The organism is Prolixibacter sp. NT017, assembly GCF_009617875.1.
Lineage (GTDB): Bacteria > Bacteroidota > Bacteroidia > Bacteroidales > Prolixibacteraceae > Prolixibacter.
This window is the reverse complement of the sequence record NZ_BLAV01000001.1, coordinates 1,006,256-1,022,915: the sequence shown is the minus strand read 5'-3', so window position 1 is coordinate 1,022,915 and position 16,660 is coordinate 1,006,256. Positions and strand designations below refer to the sequence as shown.

The 16,660-nt window shown below is 45.7% G+C and carries 11 protein-coding genes; 6 read left to right on the top strand and 5 right to left on the bottom strand.

Going from position 1 to position 16,660, the window contains the following annotated elements; all coding sequences use genetic code 11:
* Window positions 1–303: 303 nt before the first annotated feature.
* The 4 genes from GJU87_RS04205 (at window position 304) to GJU87_RS04190 (ending at window position 8,917) form a co-directional block, all read left to right on the top strand.
* Window positions 304–2,193: a beta-N-acetylhexosaminidase gene (locus GJU87_RS04205; RefSeq protein ID WP_153638355.1), complete on the top strand. Its 1,890-nt coding sequence runs from the start codon at window positions 304–306 to the stop codon at window positions 2,191–2,193.
* 350 nt (window positions 2,194–2,543) lie between these two features.
* Complete coding sequence (locus tag GJU87_RS04200) at window positions 2,544–5,162, top strand: PAS domain S-box protein (RefSeq protein WP_153638354.1); 2,619 nt, start codon at window positions 2,544–2,546, stop codon at window positions 5,160–5,162.
* Window positions 5,163–5,267: 105 nt separating this feature from the next.
* Window positions 5,268–6,218, top strand: coding sequence for a polysaccharide deacetylase family protein (locus GJU87_RS04195; protein ID WP_153638353.1), 951 nt, complete (start codon window positions 5,268–5,270; stop codon window positions 6,216–6,218).
* 260 nt (window positions 6,219–6,478) lie between these two features.
* Entirely contained in the window at window positions 6,479–8,917 is a 2,439-nt protein-coding gene (locus GJU87_RS04190; RefSeq protein WP_153638352.1) for an ATP-binding protein, read from the top strand.
* A gap of 48 nt (window positions 8,918–8,965) precedes the next feature.
* Here the strand turns inward: GJU87_RS04190 and GJU87_RS04185 are convergent, their stop codons facing one another.
* A complete protein-coding gene (locus tag GJU87_RS04185) occupies window positions 8,966–10,372 on the bottom strand; it encodes a putative oxidoreductase C-terminal domain-containing protein (RefSeq protein WP_153638351.1) in 1,407 nt (468 codons plus the stop codon).
* A 179-nt stretch (window positions 10,373–10,551) separates the two neighbouring features.
* Between GJU87_RS04185 and GJU87_RS04180 the strand changes: the two genes are divergently transcribed.
* Window positions 10,552–11,088, top strand: a complete 537-nt coding sequence (locus GJU87_RS04180) for an SOS response-associated peptidase (RefSeq protein WP_153638350.1) — start codon at window positions 10,552–10,554, stop codon at window positions 11,086–11,088.
* 36 nt (window positions 11,089–11,124) lie between these two features.
* Entirely contained in the window at window positions 11,125–11,256 is a 132-nt protein-coding gene (locus tag GJU87_RS21565) for a hypothetical protein (RefSeq protein WP_255454164.1), read from the top strand.
* On the opposite strand, the gene GJU87_RS04175 is transcribed toward GJU87_RS21565, so the two are convergent.
* From GJU87_RS04175 to GJU87_RS04160, 4 genes are all read right to left on the bottom strand, one after another.
* The gene (locus GJU87_RS04175; RefSeq protein ID WP_153638349.1) at window positions 11,257–12,639 is read right to left on the bottom strand and encodes a DUF1080 domain-containing protein; all 1,383 of its coding nucleotides are present in this window, start codon (window positions 12,637–12,639) and stop codon (window positions 11,257–11,259) included. It lies immediately after the preceding gene.
* A gap of 167 nt (window positions 12,640–12,806) precedes the next feature.
* Window positions 12,807–14,324, bottom strand: a complete 1,518-nt coding sequence (locus GJU87_RS04170) for an aldo/keto reductase (protein WP_153638348.1) — start codon at window positions 14,322–14,324, stop codon at window positions 12,807–12,809.
* Window positions 14,325–14,711: 387 nt separating this feature from the next.
* Complete coding sequence (locus GJU87_RS04165; RefSeq protein WP_153638347.1) at window positions 14,712–15,722, bottom strand: tRNA-dihydrouridine synthase; 1,011 nt, start codon at window positions 15,720–15,722, stop codon at window positions 14,712–14,714.
* Between the two features lie 596 nt (window positions 15,723–16,318).
* A complete protein-coding gene (locus GJU87_RS04160; protein WP_153638346.1) occupies window positions 16,319–16,642 on the bottom strand; it encodes a hypothetical protein in 324 nt (107 codons plus the stop codon).
* Window positions 16,643–16,660: the final 18 nt, after the last annotated feature.

Here is a 16,660-nt window from a genome sequence, read left to right as displayed (position 1 = left end):
TTTGTAACTATTTCCGGTTACCCGAAAAAACAGCTTACCGAATGGAAGACCACCCAAAGCGCCGCCTAAAATACAAAACTGGAAGAAAAGATAAGTTACCCGGCCCAAAATTTAGGAAAGATTTAAGGCCAAACCATTAGAACAATTTGCGTCAATTGCTTTTTTTGAAAATTGTCGGAATAACAAGAACCTTTCTAAAACCTTTATGATCGTTATGAACATTTTCTATATTTATCGGCAACGTTGTCACGTTTCGGCAACGCAGACCTAATCTTCAACTGAATATTAATCCATTAAATAAAAATGATGAAAAACTTGCTTTTCCTGGTGCTTGTCTGGACTGTTGCGACGGTCAACGGACAGACTAACAGTCTGAACCTGATCCCGGAACCGGTTGACGTGGTTCCTGCGGACGGATTTTATGCCCTAACACCCGGCTCTTCCGTTTCCTACAATGCCGATGATGCAAAACATGTAGCCAACATGTTGGTATCAAAACTAAACACTCCAACCGGTTTCGACCTGAAAGAAGAAAAAGGCAGCAATGGGACGATCCAATTCAATCTGAACAAAAAAGCAGATAAAACATTGGGTGATGAAGGTTACACTTTGAATGTAACCCCTAAAGATATAGTCATTTCCGCCAATAAACCGGCCGGACTGTTCTATGGAATGCAAACCCTGCTGCAACTCTTCCCGAAAGAAATTGAAAGCAAAGTAAAAACAAATGCCGACTGGAATGTTCCAGCTGTTTCTATCACCGACTACCCACGGTTTGCCTGGCGTGGTTTAATGCTCGATGTCAGCCGTCATTTCTTTACCAAGAAAGAAGTCGAAGAATACATCGACCAGATGGCCCGGTTCAAATACAACACGTTCCACTGGCACCTGACCGATGACAACGGATGGCGAATCGAAATCAAATCGCTGCCCAAACTCACCGAAGTGGGTGCTTGGCGGGTAAAACGTTACGGACACTTCGGCGATCGTGAAGCGCCCAAACCCGGAGAAAAAGCAACCGAAGGCGGTTTTTATACCCAGGATGACATCCGTGACATCATCCAATATGCCAAAGACCGCTACGTAACCATTATTCCGGAAATAGATGTCCCCGGCCACAGTATGGCGGCCATTGCTTCCTACCCGGAACTTTCTTGTACAAAAGACACCAGTGTTAAAGTAAATCCGGGCTCAAGTTTTGCCAAATGGTACGATGACGGAACGTTCAAAATGTTTGTCGACAATACATTGGACCCGGCAAACGAAGATGTTTACAAATTCCTGGACAAAGTTTTCACCGAAGTAGCTGAACTCTTTCCCAATCAATACATTCATGTTGGCGGCGACGAGTGTTATAAGGGTTTTTGGGAGAAAGATCCGGGCTGTCAGGCACTCATGAAAAAGCTGAAGACTACCGATGTGGAAAAACTTCAGGGGTATTTCATGAACCGTGTGGAGAAAATCCTCGAATCGAAAGGAAAACGTCTGTTAGGTTGGGACGAAATCCTCGAAGGCGGAATTACCCCCAATGCTACCGTAATGAGCTGGCGTGGAATGAAAGGCGGCATCGAAGCAGCCAAAATGGGACACGAAGTGGTGATGACTCCTACCACCTACGCCTATCTTGATTACTGCCAGGGAGACCCAACCGTTGACCCGCCCATTTACGCCAATCTGCGTGTATCGAAAGCTTACAGCTTCGAGCCGGTGCCGGATGGCGTCGATCCCAAGTATATTCTTGGAGGGCAAGGTAATTTGTGGACAGAACAAACCCCGACCTTCCGGTATGTGGATTACATGACATACCCTCGTGCCTGGGCATTATCTGAAGTTTTTTGGTCTCCCAAATCAGCCAAAAACTGGAACGATTTTGCCCGACGTATGGAGAACCAGTTTTCGCGTTCCGATGTTGCTGAAGTGAATTATTCCAAAGCGGTTTATGATGCTGAAATCACCACCCAAAAAGAAAACGGCAAATTGATGTTGGTAATGAGCACTGAAATACCGGACCTGATAATTTACTACACCATCGACGATACCATGCCTGACAATTTCTGTCCGAAATATACCGGTCCCGTTGAACTACCGAATGGCCCAATTACTTTGCGGGTAGTCACCTACCGGAACGAAAAACCCATCGGTCATCTCATCACACTGAAGAGAAAACAGTTGGAAGAACGTGCCGGAAAATAAATAACAAACTCAACAAAATTGAACAAAGGGTTGCAGTAGCCATTGCGCGCTGTAACCCTTATTTTTTAAGACAAATTGTTGTTACAACAGATAATAAACTACTTTGACATTCCGTTATTATACATAACTTATAAAACATAACCCGAAAAACGAAGCACAACCATTGGTACAAAAATCACTGGAACTAAACATTTAAAAGCCATTACCCGTTAACGAAGCGGGAAAACAATAGCAAACCTCTACCGAAATTCCATTAGTACTTGAAAAACAGGCTTCTGATATTAGTTTATCTGCTTTTGACATTCACCGTCTACTCTGAGCCGGCAGTTTCACAAACTGAACGAAAAGCTATGTCCATTGGTGAAGCCAGAGCCGACCGAGACAGCAACTTCATCCCTGATCGTCTCGGACAGTGGGTCGAAGTAAGGGGGCGCGTTACGATTCCTTCCGGACTACTCATGAAAAGCCAGATGATCATTGCCCTCCAGGATTCCACCGGTGGAATAGTTGTCTACAACCGCAACTTCCCTGATTTTCCGGTAAAAGAAGGCGACAGCATTGCTGTGTATGGAAAAATAGGTCATTATTGGGGACTAACCGAGATAGATTCATCCAAAGTTACCATGCTCGATTCGCTACATCGAAGAATCTTACAGCCGATGAAACTGGTAACTCAGTCACTCGAACAAATGGAGGGGAGGCTTGTCAACCTGAAAGCTCGCATCGTCAACGAAGGACGAGGTAACCGGGGAGATTTTTTGATACTGGAATACGACAATGGAAAACAACAGATAAAGGTATTCAGCAGCGACTTCAACAAATCGCTGGTCGAACACTTCAGAAAAGGCGACGTTATCGAGATTACCGGTATTGTGGCGCAGCGGGACGACAGCCCTCTTCAAGACCAAAACTATGAAATATGGGTGCGAAGTAACAGCGATATCCAAATCGTTCAACACAATGCCGACTTCTATCTCAATATTCTGTTATTGGTTTCAGGCCTGGGCGTCATTGTTCTGCTCATTTCCATATTCCTGAAAATAAGGGTCAACCAGCGTACCCGGAAACTGCAGGAATCGGAAAAACGTTTCGTTGCCTTATTGGAAACCACGACGTCCGGAATTATCATCATCGCCGGTGAACGAGTGGTTTATGCCAACCATGCCCTGGAAGAAGTCCTGGGGTTCTCCCGGAAACAACTGATGTCGAAAACCGAGTGCATTAAAGTAGCCCGAAAGAAGCAAACTGAATACCGGTGTTTGTCGGATATTGTAGAAAACTTCGACAAAAATGATATCGAAACGCGGACGATTGTCAAGAGCATCAGCAAATCAGGAAAGCAAGTCTGGCTGGAATTGTCGCTAAGTGATTTTACCTGGCAGGAAAAATCAGCTATTTTAGTAACCGCCACGAATGTCACCCAGCTTAAAGAAACCGAGGAACAAATCGTAGAAATCGGAAATAATTACCAGCTACTGTTTGAAGAAAACCCGCAACCGGTATTTCTGTACGACCTCGAAACCCAAAAAATTACAGCCGCCAACGATGCTGCCATCAAAACATTCGGCTATTCCAAAAAGGAATTTTCTCAACTTACGATAGCGGACCTGGAACCGAAAGACAATTCGGCAGGCATTATGGAAGAAACCTCGAAAAAGTATTCGAAATTTCACCATGTGCACATCCGTCCTTTCTTGCTGAAAAGCGGCCAAGTGGCTTTTATGGAAACCTTCACACGAAGAATCGAGTTTTCGCATCGTCCGTCAGAACTGATTCTCGCTAACGATATTACCGAACATCTGGAAATGGAGGTGAAACTACTGGAAAGCGAACGACTATTCCATACACTGGTCAATCATTCGCCGGTAGGTATTTTTCGCACCGATGCAGAGGGAAAAACCATCTATGTCAATCCACAGTGGTGCAAGCTCTCCGGTATCGACAAGCAATCAGCTTTAGGATACGGCTGGTTGAAGGCGGTTATGCCTGAGGATATTCAAACGGTAAAATACAACTGGAATATCAGTGTCGAAAACCAACAACCCTCACAGGCAGAATACCGCTTCGTCAGGCCTAATGGGAAAGTTGTCTGGGTAATGGGAATGACCATCCCGGAATACAACATGCACCAGAAACTGGTGGGTTATATCGGAACAATTATCGACATAACGCAGCGCAAACAAGCCGAACTGGAACTGGCCCGCAGCCACAAACAAATTGAACAATACAACCGCGATCTCAAGCTGGCAAAGGACAAAGCCGAAGAAAGCGACCGATTGAAAAGCGCCTTCCTGGCGAATATGTCCCATGAAATCAGGACTCCCATGAACGGGATTCTCGGATTTTCGGAGCTGTTGCAGGAATCGGAAACCAACAGCGAACGCCTCGAATACATTCGGATTATTCACGAAAGTGGAACCCGCCTGATGACCATCATCAGTGACCTGATCGATATCTCCAAAATTGAAGCCGGAGAGGTGACCATTTACAAGCAGCAGGTCGACGTAGAAGAGGTGATGAAAGAGCTGCTCGATTTCTTTGTGCCCGAAGCCGAAAAGAAGGGCCTTAAAATCAATTATACCAGCGACCGGAAAAATGATTCTTCCATTCAAATTAACACCGATAAACTGAAGTTATACCAGATTTTAACCAACCTGATTAAAAACGCCCTTAAATTTACCCATGAGGGCGAAATTAACTTTGGTTACACCATTAAAGACAACCGGATAATTTTCTACGTGAAGGACACCGGCATTGGTATTCCAAAAGAAATGCAGGACGAAATTTTTGAACGCTTCATCCAGGCTGAACAAACCCGCACCAAAAACCACGAAGGAGCTGGTCTCGGATTGGCCATATCGAAAGCATATGTTGAAATGCTTGGTGGAGAGATTTGGCTGGAAAGGAATAACGAGGATGGCGCCTTATTCTTTTTCAATCTTCCGTACGAGAGCGGTGATCTGATTTAAAATCACCGTACCTCCGGAAAACAAACATGCTGGTTTCTCCATAAATACTGTCAAAATTCCTTTCCCTTTTTGTAATTTCAGAACCGAAAACTAACGAACAACATCATGAAACTAACGACACTGCTGGGTGGTTTGCTCATGCTTTTCGTGAGCACATCCGGAACCTTCGCACAATCAACTCCAAATCTGGCCGAAAAACTGGGCTACGACAAAAATGCCAAATTGCTAATCATCCATGCCGATGACCTGGGCTTGTCTCACAGCACCAACGCCGCAGTCATCAGTGCGTTTGAAAAGAAAGGAATTACCTCGGGAAGCATTATGGTCCCCTGTCCGTGGTTCCCGGGAATAGCCGCTTTCGCGAAAAACAATCCCAAAGTAGATATTGGCATCCATCTCACGCTAACGTCCGAATGGGAAAATTTCAAATTCGGACCTGTAACATCGAACGATTTGGTACCGAGTTTACAAAATAAAGAAGGCTACTTTTATCCGACGGTTGAAGCATTTGAAACAAATGCCAAACCAGAGGAAGTGGAGAAAGAAATGCGTGCCCAAATCGACCGTGCGATAGTTTTCGGAATCCACCCTACTCATCTCGATAATCATATGGGTTCGGTTATGGTAAACCCTGCTTTTTATCAGATACTAATTAAGTTGGGACACGAATACCGAATTCCTGTGCTAATTCCCAAAGATATGTTGCACGCAGCAGCTCCGCAATTTCTGGAACAGATTGCCAAAGAGAATATCATGGTCGACCATTTATTCATGCTGAATCAAGCGCCTGCAGAAGGGAACTGGCTACAGCCCTACCGGGAGTTTATTGAAAATATGCAGCCGGGCCTTAATCAAATCATCGTCCATCTGGCATACGACAACGATGAGAGCCGGGCAGTCATGATCCATCATGATGACTTTGGTGCGAAGTGGAGACAAAACGATTATGACCTGATGACCAGTGACGAGATGAAAGCTCTTCTCGAAGAAAACAATATCAAACTGGTTACATGGCGTCAAATCCAAAATGTCATGTATCCGGATAGTGAACAATAAAAGCCTTTCCAAGCAGATCAGGAGAATAATAAGTTTCTTTTGATCTGCTTTTTTTAAACAGGTCGGATTCTGTTTTCATTACGTTTCCAGATACTCCCCTCTCCTTCTTACTTCTGAATATCAACAGATTGCCAAACACCTCTTCAAATTTCAACTTTACGGGAATAAAGGTTATCAACACACTTGTCCGGATAATTCTGTAACTGTCGCATTTACAGGTCGGAAACATTTTGTAAATTATTATACCGAACTAAATAGCGATGAAAAATCAACAGAAGAATGTCTCCCCCGGACAAAGAGTAAATGGCACCCCGCATACACAAATCGGCTTGCTGATTGAAACCTGGCAGGGAGAAATTGTTGAGTATACGCCGCAGGTCCGCCAACTTTTCGGAGAAATTCCCGAAAAGGTCGATCTTTTTTTTGCCACTCCGGCCGATTACGAGCATTTTTCCAATCAGTTGGAAGATAATGGTCAAGCTAAACAGCTGATTCGCTCAACTGAAAATAAGATATTGCTAATTCAGGGAATCAGGTACAATGACTTGAACCTTCTTAGTATTGAACCTTTTACCCCCAAGTCACAAACAACACCCCAAAAGCCTTCAATAATTGACTTGCTGGAAGATTTTCCGGAGATCTACATGCAATATACTGCTGAAGGAAAGCTTGTTCATTTGAATAAGATGGGATACAAAAAGCTGGCGGTCTCCCCGAATTATCCCATACAGCAGTTAAACGTATTCGATCTGCTTACCGACAAAAGCAAACAAAAACTACACTGCCGATTAAAAGCAATGGCCAGGGGACAGGAATTCTGTCCTGTTGAGTTGGAATTTATTCACCAAAACGGGGGTATCATTCCGGTGCTGGCCCATTCACATTTGCTGAGTGAGGTAATCGGTGAAAAAGGAAATTTTCTGAGCATCCTGTTCGATATTTCTTACCAGAAAAAGAGTGAACGCCGCGTTGGTGCTATCCGCGAAAAGATAACTGTACTGGCACGTACGGCGATGCATTTCATCCGACTGAACAACACAGATGAAGTATTCAATTACCTGGAAAGTATGCTGAAACCTCACCTTCCGGGATATATTGCTGTATATTTAAAAGTTGACCAGAAAGACAAAAGTTATAACATTCATGCCATTACCGGCATCCCCGACAGAGTGATTGACAATGTAAGTGAAGAACTTGGAGAAAATCTGTTTCAGAAGAAATTTGATCTGACACGCGACATTCAGAATTTTCTATCCCACAGCCGGGTACAAAAACACAAAGATGGCTGGTCGTCCATCACCCGGCAGAATCTTCCGGAGGAACTAGCCAGTAAACTGGAACAAAAACTGTCCATTACCGATGTGTACTCGGCAGGAATTGTACAACAAGGCTCGATATACGGCGGTATTCATTTTCTGAAACAGGAAAGCGCAGCTCCACTCGAGCGAGAGTTGATTGAACCCTTACTCCACCAGGCCAGCATCATACTGCAGCAGCTGGCACTGAACGAGCATCTTCGGATAGCCAAACAACAAGCGGAACAAGCTATGCAGGAAAAAGCAGAATTCATGTCCATCATGGGACATGAAATACGCACACCACTCACATCAGTCATCGGATTGACAGACTTACTCCTCGATCAAAAGCCCAGCAAATCGCAGCTGAAGAACCTGCATACACTCAAGTTTTCAGCGGAAAATCTCCTGTTCCTCATTAACGATCTGCTTGATTTCAACAAGATAGAGGCAGGAAAAATTAAACTGGAGAAAACCATTATCGACCTTCCTGGTCTGGTGGAAGATTTGACAGGCGCTTTCGGGCCATCAGCCAAGCCGAAAGAGGTGGAACTATTATCCGAAATCGGTGAAGATGTTCCCCGCTGGATCAAAGGTGATAAAACCCGGTTAACACAGGTATTGAATAACCTGACCAGCAACGCGGTGAAATTCACAGAACAAGGGTCGGTCCAAATTTCGATTACAACCGAAAAACAGACCGAGCACTACGTTCATCTGAACTTTTCGGTGAAGGACACAGGTATCGGTATTCCGGAAAATAAAATAAGGGAAATATTCAAGCTGTACACCCAGGCCGATGTCAGCACGCAGAGAAATTACGGAGGTACAGGACTGGGCTTATCCATTTGCAAGCGCTTAGTCGATTTAATGGGTGGCAATATAGCTGTCAAAAGCAAAGAAGGCGAAGGTTCGGACTTCCAGTTCACACTACGATTCGAAAAAGTGCCGCCGGAACTCGTCATGCAGGATAAACGAAAGAAACGCCAGGCGGACACAGCAGAGGCAGTCGATTTTTCAGATAAAAGAGTGTTGATGGTGGAAGACAATGACATTAATTATTACCTCACCACTCAGCTTTTCAAAAAATGGAACCTCACCATCGACCGGGCAGAAAACGGCCTGGTGGCACTGAAAAAGATCAGTCGCAATACATACGATTTGATTCTGATGGATATTCAAATGCCGGAAATGGATGGCCTGGAAGCAACACTACACATCCGGAAACTATCGGATGAAAAAATTCAGAAGATTCCGATTATCGCACTGTCGGCCGCTACGATGGACGAAACCCGGCGTAAAGCACAGAGTGTTGGAATGAATGACTTTATGACGAAACCTATCAACCCGGCGGAACTCTATGCCAAATTGGTTCGCTTCCTGGTGACCACCCGTAACGACTAAAAAAGGGCACCGTTTCGGATGCCCTCTGTTATATTCTTCAACGAATCACTATTCAATTTTTCTGGCCATTTTCAGGCCTTCCGTTGTTGTGTAATATTTTGTAATCATATTCGGAACTTCCCAAGAAGGTAACTTTCCCTTCAGCAGATATTGCAAATATTTTTCGGTTACCTGGGCAAAATGAGCTTCATGCCCAACCCGATATTGGTCCGGAATAACCACTTTCCAGGAACGGTCTCCGGTTTTCTCCAACGACAAACCGGTTATCGGCATATCCTGAATCACAGCTTTTTCCAAATTACCGGCAAAGGTTCCCAAATCGACATCTGCGTGAGCCTCAACATACAAGGTTGGCTGATAATTTTCTTCTTCACCCTGCCGGATAACCAAATCGCAAAGCTTACCCCGCATAAACGAATAATGTGTGTCACCTCCTCCTTCGGGCGCCTCGTAGTTCCATTCTACTTTCACCCGCACGTTGACGTCTTTCAGCTGATAGGTCATTTCGCCGTTGGCCATTACCTCCAATTGGTTCTCCACCATGTACTTTTCGAGGTAAGAAGGAAAATCCGGCATACCGGTCACTTTTTCAAATTCATCCGCTGTAAGCTGCGTCGGCCAATGGCTTGACTTTAATATCTGTACGTCTTCAGACTTTAATGCCTGATTGGGGAAACAGGTCCACTGTACCAAATCGACCAAATGCGTTCCCACATCAACCAAGCCTTCTCCCTGCTGCTCTACATCAAAAAACCAGGCTGGCCGTTGCACCGGTTTCCCGGAAACGCGCTTGTAAAAATGATGAACGCTCTCCTCCACTACGGCAGGTTCATCAGGAGTTCCCTTCTGAAGTTCCCCAAAAATATCTGGAAGGCGAGACAGTTCTTTTTGCAGTCGCGTCGTAACTTCGTACCGTTCGGTCATGATATCGTATAACAACACGCCCTTCTCTTCCGCTTTTTTGAAAGCAGCTTTTAACTCCGAAAATTTCTGCGGCGAGATGACCATCGGTTTGTCGGCCAACACATTTAAACCGGCACCAACCGATTGACTGATGTATTCTGTTTTTGCCTGATTATTCCCGGCCAGAACAACCACATTTCCCGGTTTTTCTGCCAGCATTTTCTGCAGAAAGTCCGATCCGGTGAAAACGATCTCATTCCACGAAGTTGGATTTTCAGCCCGGTTATTATAGCCTTCCACCTGAGACAGGTAAGCCTGAACGTCACTCCCCTCGGGTGCAAACACATGAACGTCGGGCGAGATTTGCTTGTACATGGTCTTTTGTACCAGGCCGGCATGGAAGTGGCCGGGATCGAGCACCAAAAGCTTCACTTCTCCGGCAGCACCGGTAAAGGCACTCTCCTGTTTCTTCTCTTTCTGTGTAGAGCCACCACAGGCATACAATGCTACCAAAGCAGCCGCTCCAATCCATTTAAAAACATTTTTTTTCATTGTATCAGGTTTAGTTACAATTCGGTTGTTAGTATTGTTTCCGGAATGATATCGCCGGAGATGAGCTTCATAAAATTATCATAAAACAGAACAAGTTCCAATCAATGCCAGAATCATATTCCCTGATAGTCTTCTGTTTATAATTTTTGTAACTTATATTATCATCTCAAATCCAAACCATGTGCGACCGATATATTTTCGTGCAAAAGGCAGGCGTTATCCGGAAACGGTTTCAGGTTTTCGTACCCGAAAATATACAATGGACACCATCCTACAACATCGCTCCCGGAAAGTACGCCCCGGTCATCATTTCTCAGCAACCGGAAACGCTACTACACTACATTTGGGGCTCTGTGCCGTTTCCCACAAAAGACAAAAACCTATTCGTCAGCCATATTGACGCAAAAGATCTGGAATTGCCTGCACCTAACACTTCCATCCGATACCTCATTCAGCAACAGCGTTGCCTCGTTCCAGCCGATGCTTATATCCAGGGAACTAAGGGACATGGTTTAAGCAAACCATTTCTGGTTTATCTCCGGAAGAAGGCTCGTCCTTTTGCTTTCGCAGGAATCTATGACACCTGGCTGGATGAGATAACTGGTGAACTGATTCATTCATTCGCCATCATCACCACAACCGCCAATGAATTACTCCGAAGACTTCCGTGCGATCGGGCGCCGGTCATCCTCCTTCATGAACAAGAGAAAGCCTGACTCAATCCATCCACTCCGTTAACCGAAATAATGGCCATGTTACAACCCTTTCCGGCCGAGCACATGAATGCCTACCCCATCGCTCCTACCATTAAAAATCCACAGGCAGACGATCCCGGATTGATACATCCTGCAGGCCCGAGACTCCTGTCCGAAAACAAAAACTGATTACAACGGCTTGATCTTTATATTCCGAAAATGTACCTCGTTCCCATGGTCCTGCAACAGGATATGCCCATCCTGAAAGTTCCCGAAGTTCTTGTATTTTTTGTATTTACTGTAGGCGACCAGCGCATTCCACATCTGGTTATTCCTGACATATTCTACTTCTTTTACCCCATTTAAGAAATGCTTCACTGTATCACCGTGAACTTCTATTCTTGCTCGGTTCCAGGCACCAATTCCGTTGAAACGCTTCACCATCTGGGCCGGATCAAAACACTGAGCATTGGCCGGAATCAAATCGTACAAAGAGGCCAGTGTCCGGTTGCCATCAACTCCCAGCTTAGCGTCGGGATGCCGCTGGTCGTCCAACAACTGATATTCACATCCTATCGATGACCCCAGCCCTTTATTCAAACCGGTCTGCACAAAATACTTGATGCCGGAATTGGCTCCTTCGGTAAGTTTGAAATCCACTTCCAGCACGAAGTTCCGATAACGTTGGCTCGTAATAATATCGCCGCCATTAGCCGATTCTTTTCCATCCGATGCATTAACTGTCAAAACTCCATCCGCAATGGACCAACCCTTATCAGGAAAATCTTCACCACGGGCACTTCGCCAGCCATCTGTGGTTTTACCATCCCACAGCAATTGCCAGCCATGCGCTTTTTCCCATTCAGTGAGCTGATTGTTCAGGTAGCTCACCTGTCGCACATCAGGCATGGGTTCACGTTCCGCTTCCAGGTTATCCGTCATGATGCGAATGTTCCGCCAGCGAATTTGTTTGCCGGCACGCGTCTTATCATCGCCAATGGAATGTACCTGCAAAGCGATAAAACCTTCCGGAGTCATGTCATCCACCAGATTGGCACAAGGCACACCGTTTAACCAGGTCCGGATGGTGTTCCCAATGGCTTCGACCCGGTATTTGTTCCATTCTCCCTTTTTGAAAGCGGTTTTTCCTTTCGGATTATACTCCATCGGATAGAGCCAGCCACGACGGGCCTCGTCATAAATACCAGCTGACCATGCCCGATCCGAGTCATCACACTCTACCTGGTAGCCATGTACGCGGCCATTCTGATAATCCGGCGTACTCAAACTGCGAATCTGGACACCCGAATTCAGGCCTTCATCCATTTTCATTTCGTATTCGAGGATAAAGTCGCCATAATTCTTTTGCGTAGCTAAAAAGGAGTTGGGTGAGCCGGTAATCGTGGTTCCGATAATTTCCCCGTTAACTATTTCAAAGGGAGCTGTACCGTTTATCTGTTTCCAACCGGATAAATCGTTACCATTGAAAAGACTCTGCCAGTGACCATTTCCGGCGAAAGCCGGCGCAGATATCAAACAAAGAAGCAGGAAAAAAAATGTGCGTGTTCTCATGTGTTTGGTTTGTTAGTTGATTGGTTAGATGGAAACGAAAATAACAGAAAATCATCGTTTTCCAGTCTCCGAAACGATTTTTTCATTTACCATGAAGCAAAAAAGCAATTATTCCGGGTACGAAATAATTGCTTTTCACAATATAACAAAATGACTACTTAACTCCTTCAGACTGCTTGCATGGTAACCGCTTCGGAGGAAGCTGATTCCCCCTGCTTGTCAACGCTCTTCATAATATAACTATGCGCTGCGTTATCTTCTACTACGTCCTCATAAACAAAAGGTTCCATAGTTGTTTGCGGACGGTAAGGCATTTGTCCCACTTTTTCGCCATCACGCCATATTTCATACCGATCGAGCGGCGACGCACCGGCATAGGCCGTTTGCCAGGTCAAAACCGCCTTTCGGGTACTCCCTTCATTTCGTTGCTCAAGAGCCACTTCACGCGGAGCCGACAGCGGTTTTTGATTCATCTGAAAATAGTTAGTTTCACCATTTTTCACCACATTCGCCATCTTTTCAATCTTTTCCCGGTCGGATTCCGACAAGCTGTCTGGCTCGACCTGGGCAGAAGCCAGATTTTGCGTCAACTGACAATCGCGGTGCTCTTCACTGATGTGACCGATTCCGATAATGGCTGTATGAATGCCGGGAGTTGTGAGCGAATACTGAACCAGTGGAGTGCTGGGCAGCGACGCACTTCCTACAGTCCGAACCACATGTTCCGGTTTGTTCGACCAGGTAGCAGGCTTTGTATACATAGCACCATCCGCAAAAACTTTCATAGCAATGATTCCCATATTTTTGGCTGCTGCCACCGGAATCACATTGTTCTGCATGTTGAAATTCAGCTTGTCGTTAGCATTGATGGCCACCAACATACCGTCCAGCAGTTCGTATTTATCCCGCTGTATCATGGCCATCATCAAAGCAGCATCGTAGTGGCCCGAGAAACCGATGTGGCGAATCAACCGCTCTTCTTTCGGATTCAGCCCCGTCAGGTTGGTACCATCCCGCACATCGCGTAAAGCGGCTAAAGCTCCAATCCGTTCTGCATCCGGGTCCGGATTATCGAGGCCTTCATACACCGCATCCAATTCCTGCCAGGTCGATAAGCTATGAATCAACACCATATCGAGGTAAGCACCTTTCGGATAATTGCCTTTTCCATCGCCAAACATCTGCGAGAGCGAACGACGGACGTCATCCAGTGTTTTTGAACCATCGGGGCCATTGGTACCACTCCGGACACCTTCCACGTTATCGCCACCTTTTGCATAACGAAGGTGTGTTTTGGACGTCAGAAAGATATTCCGGCGAGCCCTTTCCCGGTATCCGGGCAAACCGGGAACCATATCCAGCTTGCGGAAAGCTTTTCCATAATTCATCTGGCTTGGGCCATATACATTCGATGTATCGTAATAATTCACGCCCAGTTTGTGTGCTTTCAGAATAATAGCGACCGGATCGACATCCGACGGCGTCCACTGAATGGATGCCTGACCGCCCAAACCAAGGGTGGTAACTTCAAAGCCCGTACGCCCGAATACCCGCTTCATCGGATTCTCGACAGCCAGACTGCCCCGACTGATATAAGGAATCATGGAAATACCAAAAGCGGCTGTTGCTGAAGTACGGATAAAACGGCGGCGGGAAATGTTTTTGGTTGATTTTGCTGCCATCATGAACAAGTTTAAGTTGTTTTTGAACAATGTTTAGTTAGTGCCTGCAAGAAAACCACATTTTTCAGGTCTTTGATAAGAAAATGTCAAAGACAAGGCTTTCGAAGTTTTTGAATTCAGGGAGTTTACTAATGGTAAATGACCGATTCAAAAACGAGAATAACGCAGTATCTGGCGTTTTCCTGCAAAGACTAGTTAAGCTACATTCCGGGAATTAGAGCCATTCGAACTTCGGCAGACGGGGTAAGTCTCCTCATCGTCATGCCTCGGTTGCTCTCTTTTATTTCTCTCCGGAGACTTCAACTTGTATGAACAACAAAAACACAGGAAAGGTTTACCTTGTCTTCTGTCAATCAAGACAAAGCATAAAAATCAGTACTATCAAAGGGATTAGAGAAATTCGGCTACCGGATGCTCTTCGAAGTAACGATATACCTCGTCATAGTCCTTGGTTTCCATCAGGGCCGCCCGCATGTGCGACGCATTAGGAAAATGATTAAGATAGATTTTATAGAAACGTTTCAGGATATTGAAGTTCTTCTTCCCACCCCAGGTTTGCTCGAAAAGACGGGTATGAAACAGGAGCATATCTACCCGTTCGGAAGGTGTCGGTACCGTTCTTCCAGGTTGAAAGAACCAGGGATCATGAAAGATTCCGCGTCCAATCATCACGCCATCCACACCAGTTTGCGCTACGCGATCCATTCCCTCCTGCCATGAATTCACATCTCCGTTTCCCAGCACGGGAATATTTACGTTGCGCTCGTTGCGTACCTGAACCGCTTTGGCTATTTCGTTCCAGTCGGCCTCACCATCCGATTGTTGTTTTTGCGTACGGCCGTGCAACGTCAACGCTGCCGGATGCGTATCGATTAACTGATTGATCCAACGTTCTGTTTCGTGCTGCCGAATCCCGGTCCGGGTTTTCACACTAACCGGAAGGTGTGTTCCTTCTTTGGCCGCCAGAACAATTTCCTGCGCCAGCGCAGGTTGGTCGATTAAGGCACTGCAGGCGCCCTGTTTCACGATATTCTTTACCGGGCAGCCCATGTTGATATCGAGACCATCGAAATCGTAGTTTTCGGTAATGAACTGCGCCATATTGCGGTAAATCTCCGGCGTTTTTCCCCAAATCTGGGCCACCAGCTTAATATTGAGTCTGCGTAGCAACTCACGCTCCGATTCATTCACAATCAATCGCTCACCAACCCTCTCCCTGCCTACCGGATGGTTCAGGCCTTCGACCGAAGTAAACTCGGTGAAAATCACATGCAACTTCCCCGGATCGGTCATTCTCATCACCACTTCCCGAAAAACCGTTTCGGTCACATCCTCCATCGGAGCCAGGCAAAATACGGGCTCCTCAAACCGGGTCCAGAAATTCTCCACTACTTGCTGCATGTCTCGAAAAACTAAGAATCAATCTTAATAACGGAATGCAAAAATAATCCATCCGCCCGAAACTGCAAACCGGAAGCGGGAACGAAGCGAAAGGTTGGGCTACGGACTACTAAGATTATACCCCCTACGGGGCTATGTTCGCAGCTCAAAACAACGAAGCCTCAGTAAACACAAGGAAAACAAAGGAAACACTGGGTGCACAATATGAATCAATGAATATGGCTGACATATGCGGCTCTGTCAGCACCAACCTGGTAGGGTCACGATATATCGTGACCGGACAGTAAACATTTACGGGTTGCGCTACGCGCTGTACCGTTTCTGTTGTTAAAAGAGTTTTAAGTCTTATGAGCTAAGTCTTAAAAAAATCCATAAAACGCCGTCATTGGTAGGGAGCAAAGAATGAACGACTGCGGCAATCTCTTGTTATAAATTTTCCAGAATGGCTTTCGACCTTTGACATTACAAGATTGCTTCCTCCCCAACGTGTGCCGGGACAGGCTGTAAAACACAATGTCGAACTACTTTTTCCTTATGCCTTTTAACATTTCCTTTTGCCTTTGCCTCTGCCTGAGCCTTCGTCTTTTCTCCCTCTCTCAACTCCACTCTCCATGCACCCTCAACTTCTCAAACTTCTCATCAGCCAGCTCGATAACCCTTTTTTGTTCTTCGGGTCCTGTTACGCAGCTGTCGATCAATTGCTGAAGTTGCTTACTTTGCTCTCCGATTCCGATGCCGGGATCCAATTCTTCATTGGTCAACTCACGAATCATCCGCGCCACTTCAGCCGATGTCGATTCGTTCGCTTTCTTCATATCCAGGTTCAAATAGTCAATCAATGCATTGAAACCACAAAGTGTCCGATCCAAAGCATAGGGCTCTTCGTCAAATCGCTGTCCGTCTAATGGCATAATGGGCATAATGGTCCTTTTTTAAGT

Coding starts and splice junctions, on each gene's coding strand:
- GJU87_RS04205 (WP_153638355.1), top strand. CDS start 304: ATGATGAAAAACTTGCTTTTCCTGGTGCTTGTCTGGACTGTTGCGACG.
- GJU87_RS04200 (WP_153638354.1), top strand. CDS start 2,544: ATGTCCATTGGTGAAGCCAGAGCCGACCGAGACAGCAACTTCATCCCT.
- GJU87_RS04195 (WP_153638353.1), top strand. CDS start 5,268: ATGAAACTAACGACACTGCTGGGTGGTTTGCTCATGCTTTTCGTGAGC.
- GJU87_RS04190 (WP_153638352.1), top strand. CDS start 6,479: ATGAAAAATCAACAGAAGAATGTCTCCCCCGGACAAAGAGTAAATGGC.
- GJU87_RS04185 (WP_153638351.1), bottom strand. CDS start 10,372: ATGAAAAAAAATGTTTTTAAATGGATTGGAGCGGCTGCTTTGGTAGCA.
- GJU87_RS04180 (WP_153638350.1), top strand. CDS start 10,552: ATGTGCGACCGATATATTTTCGTGCAAAAGGCAGGCGTTATCCGGAAA.
- GJU87_RS21565 (WP_255454164.1), top strand. CDS start 11,125: ATGTTACAACCCTTTCCGGCCGAGCACATGAATGCCTACCCCATCGCT.
- GJU87_RS04175 (WP_153638349.1), bottom strand. CDS start 12,639: ATGAGAACACGCACATTTTTTTTCCTGCTTCTTTGTTTGATATCTGCG.
- GJU87_RS04170 (WP_153638348.1), bottom strand. CDS start 14,324: ATGATGGCAGCAAAATCAACCAAAAACATTTCCCGCCGCCGTTTTATC.
- GJU87_RS04165 (WP_153638347.1), bottom strand. CDS start 15,722: ATGCAGCAAGTAGTGGAGAATTTCTGGACCCGGTTTGAGGAGCCCGTA.
- GJU87_RS04160 (WP_153638346.1), bottom strand. CDS start 16,642: ATGCCCATTATGCCATTAGACGGACAGCGATTTGACGAAGAGCCCTAT.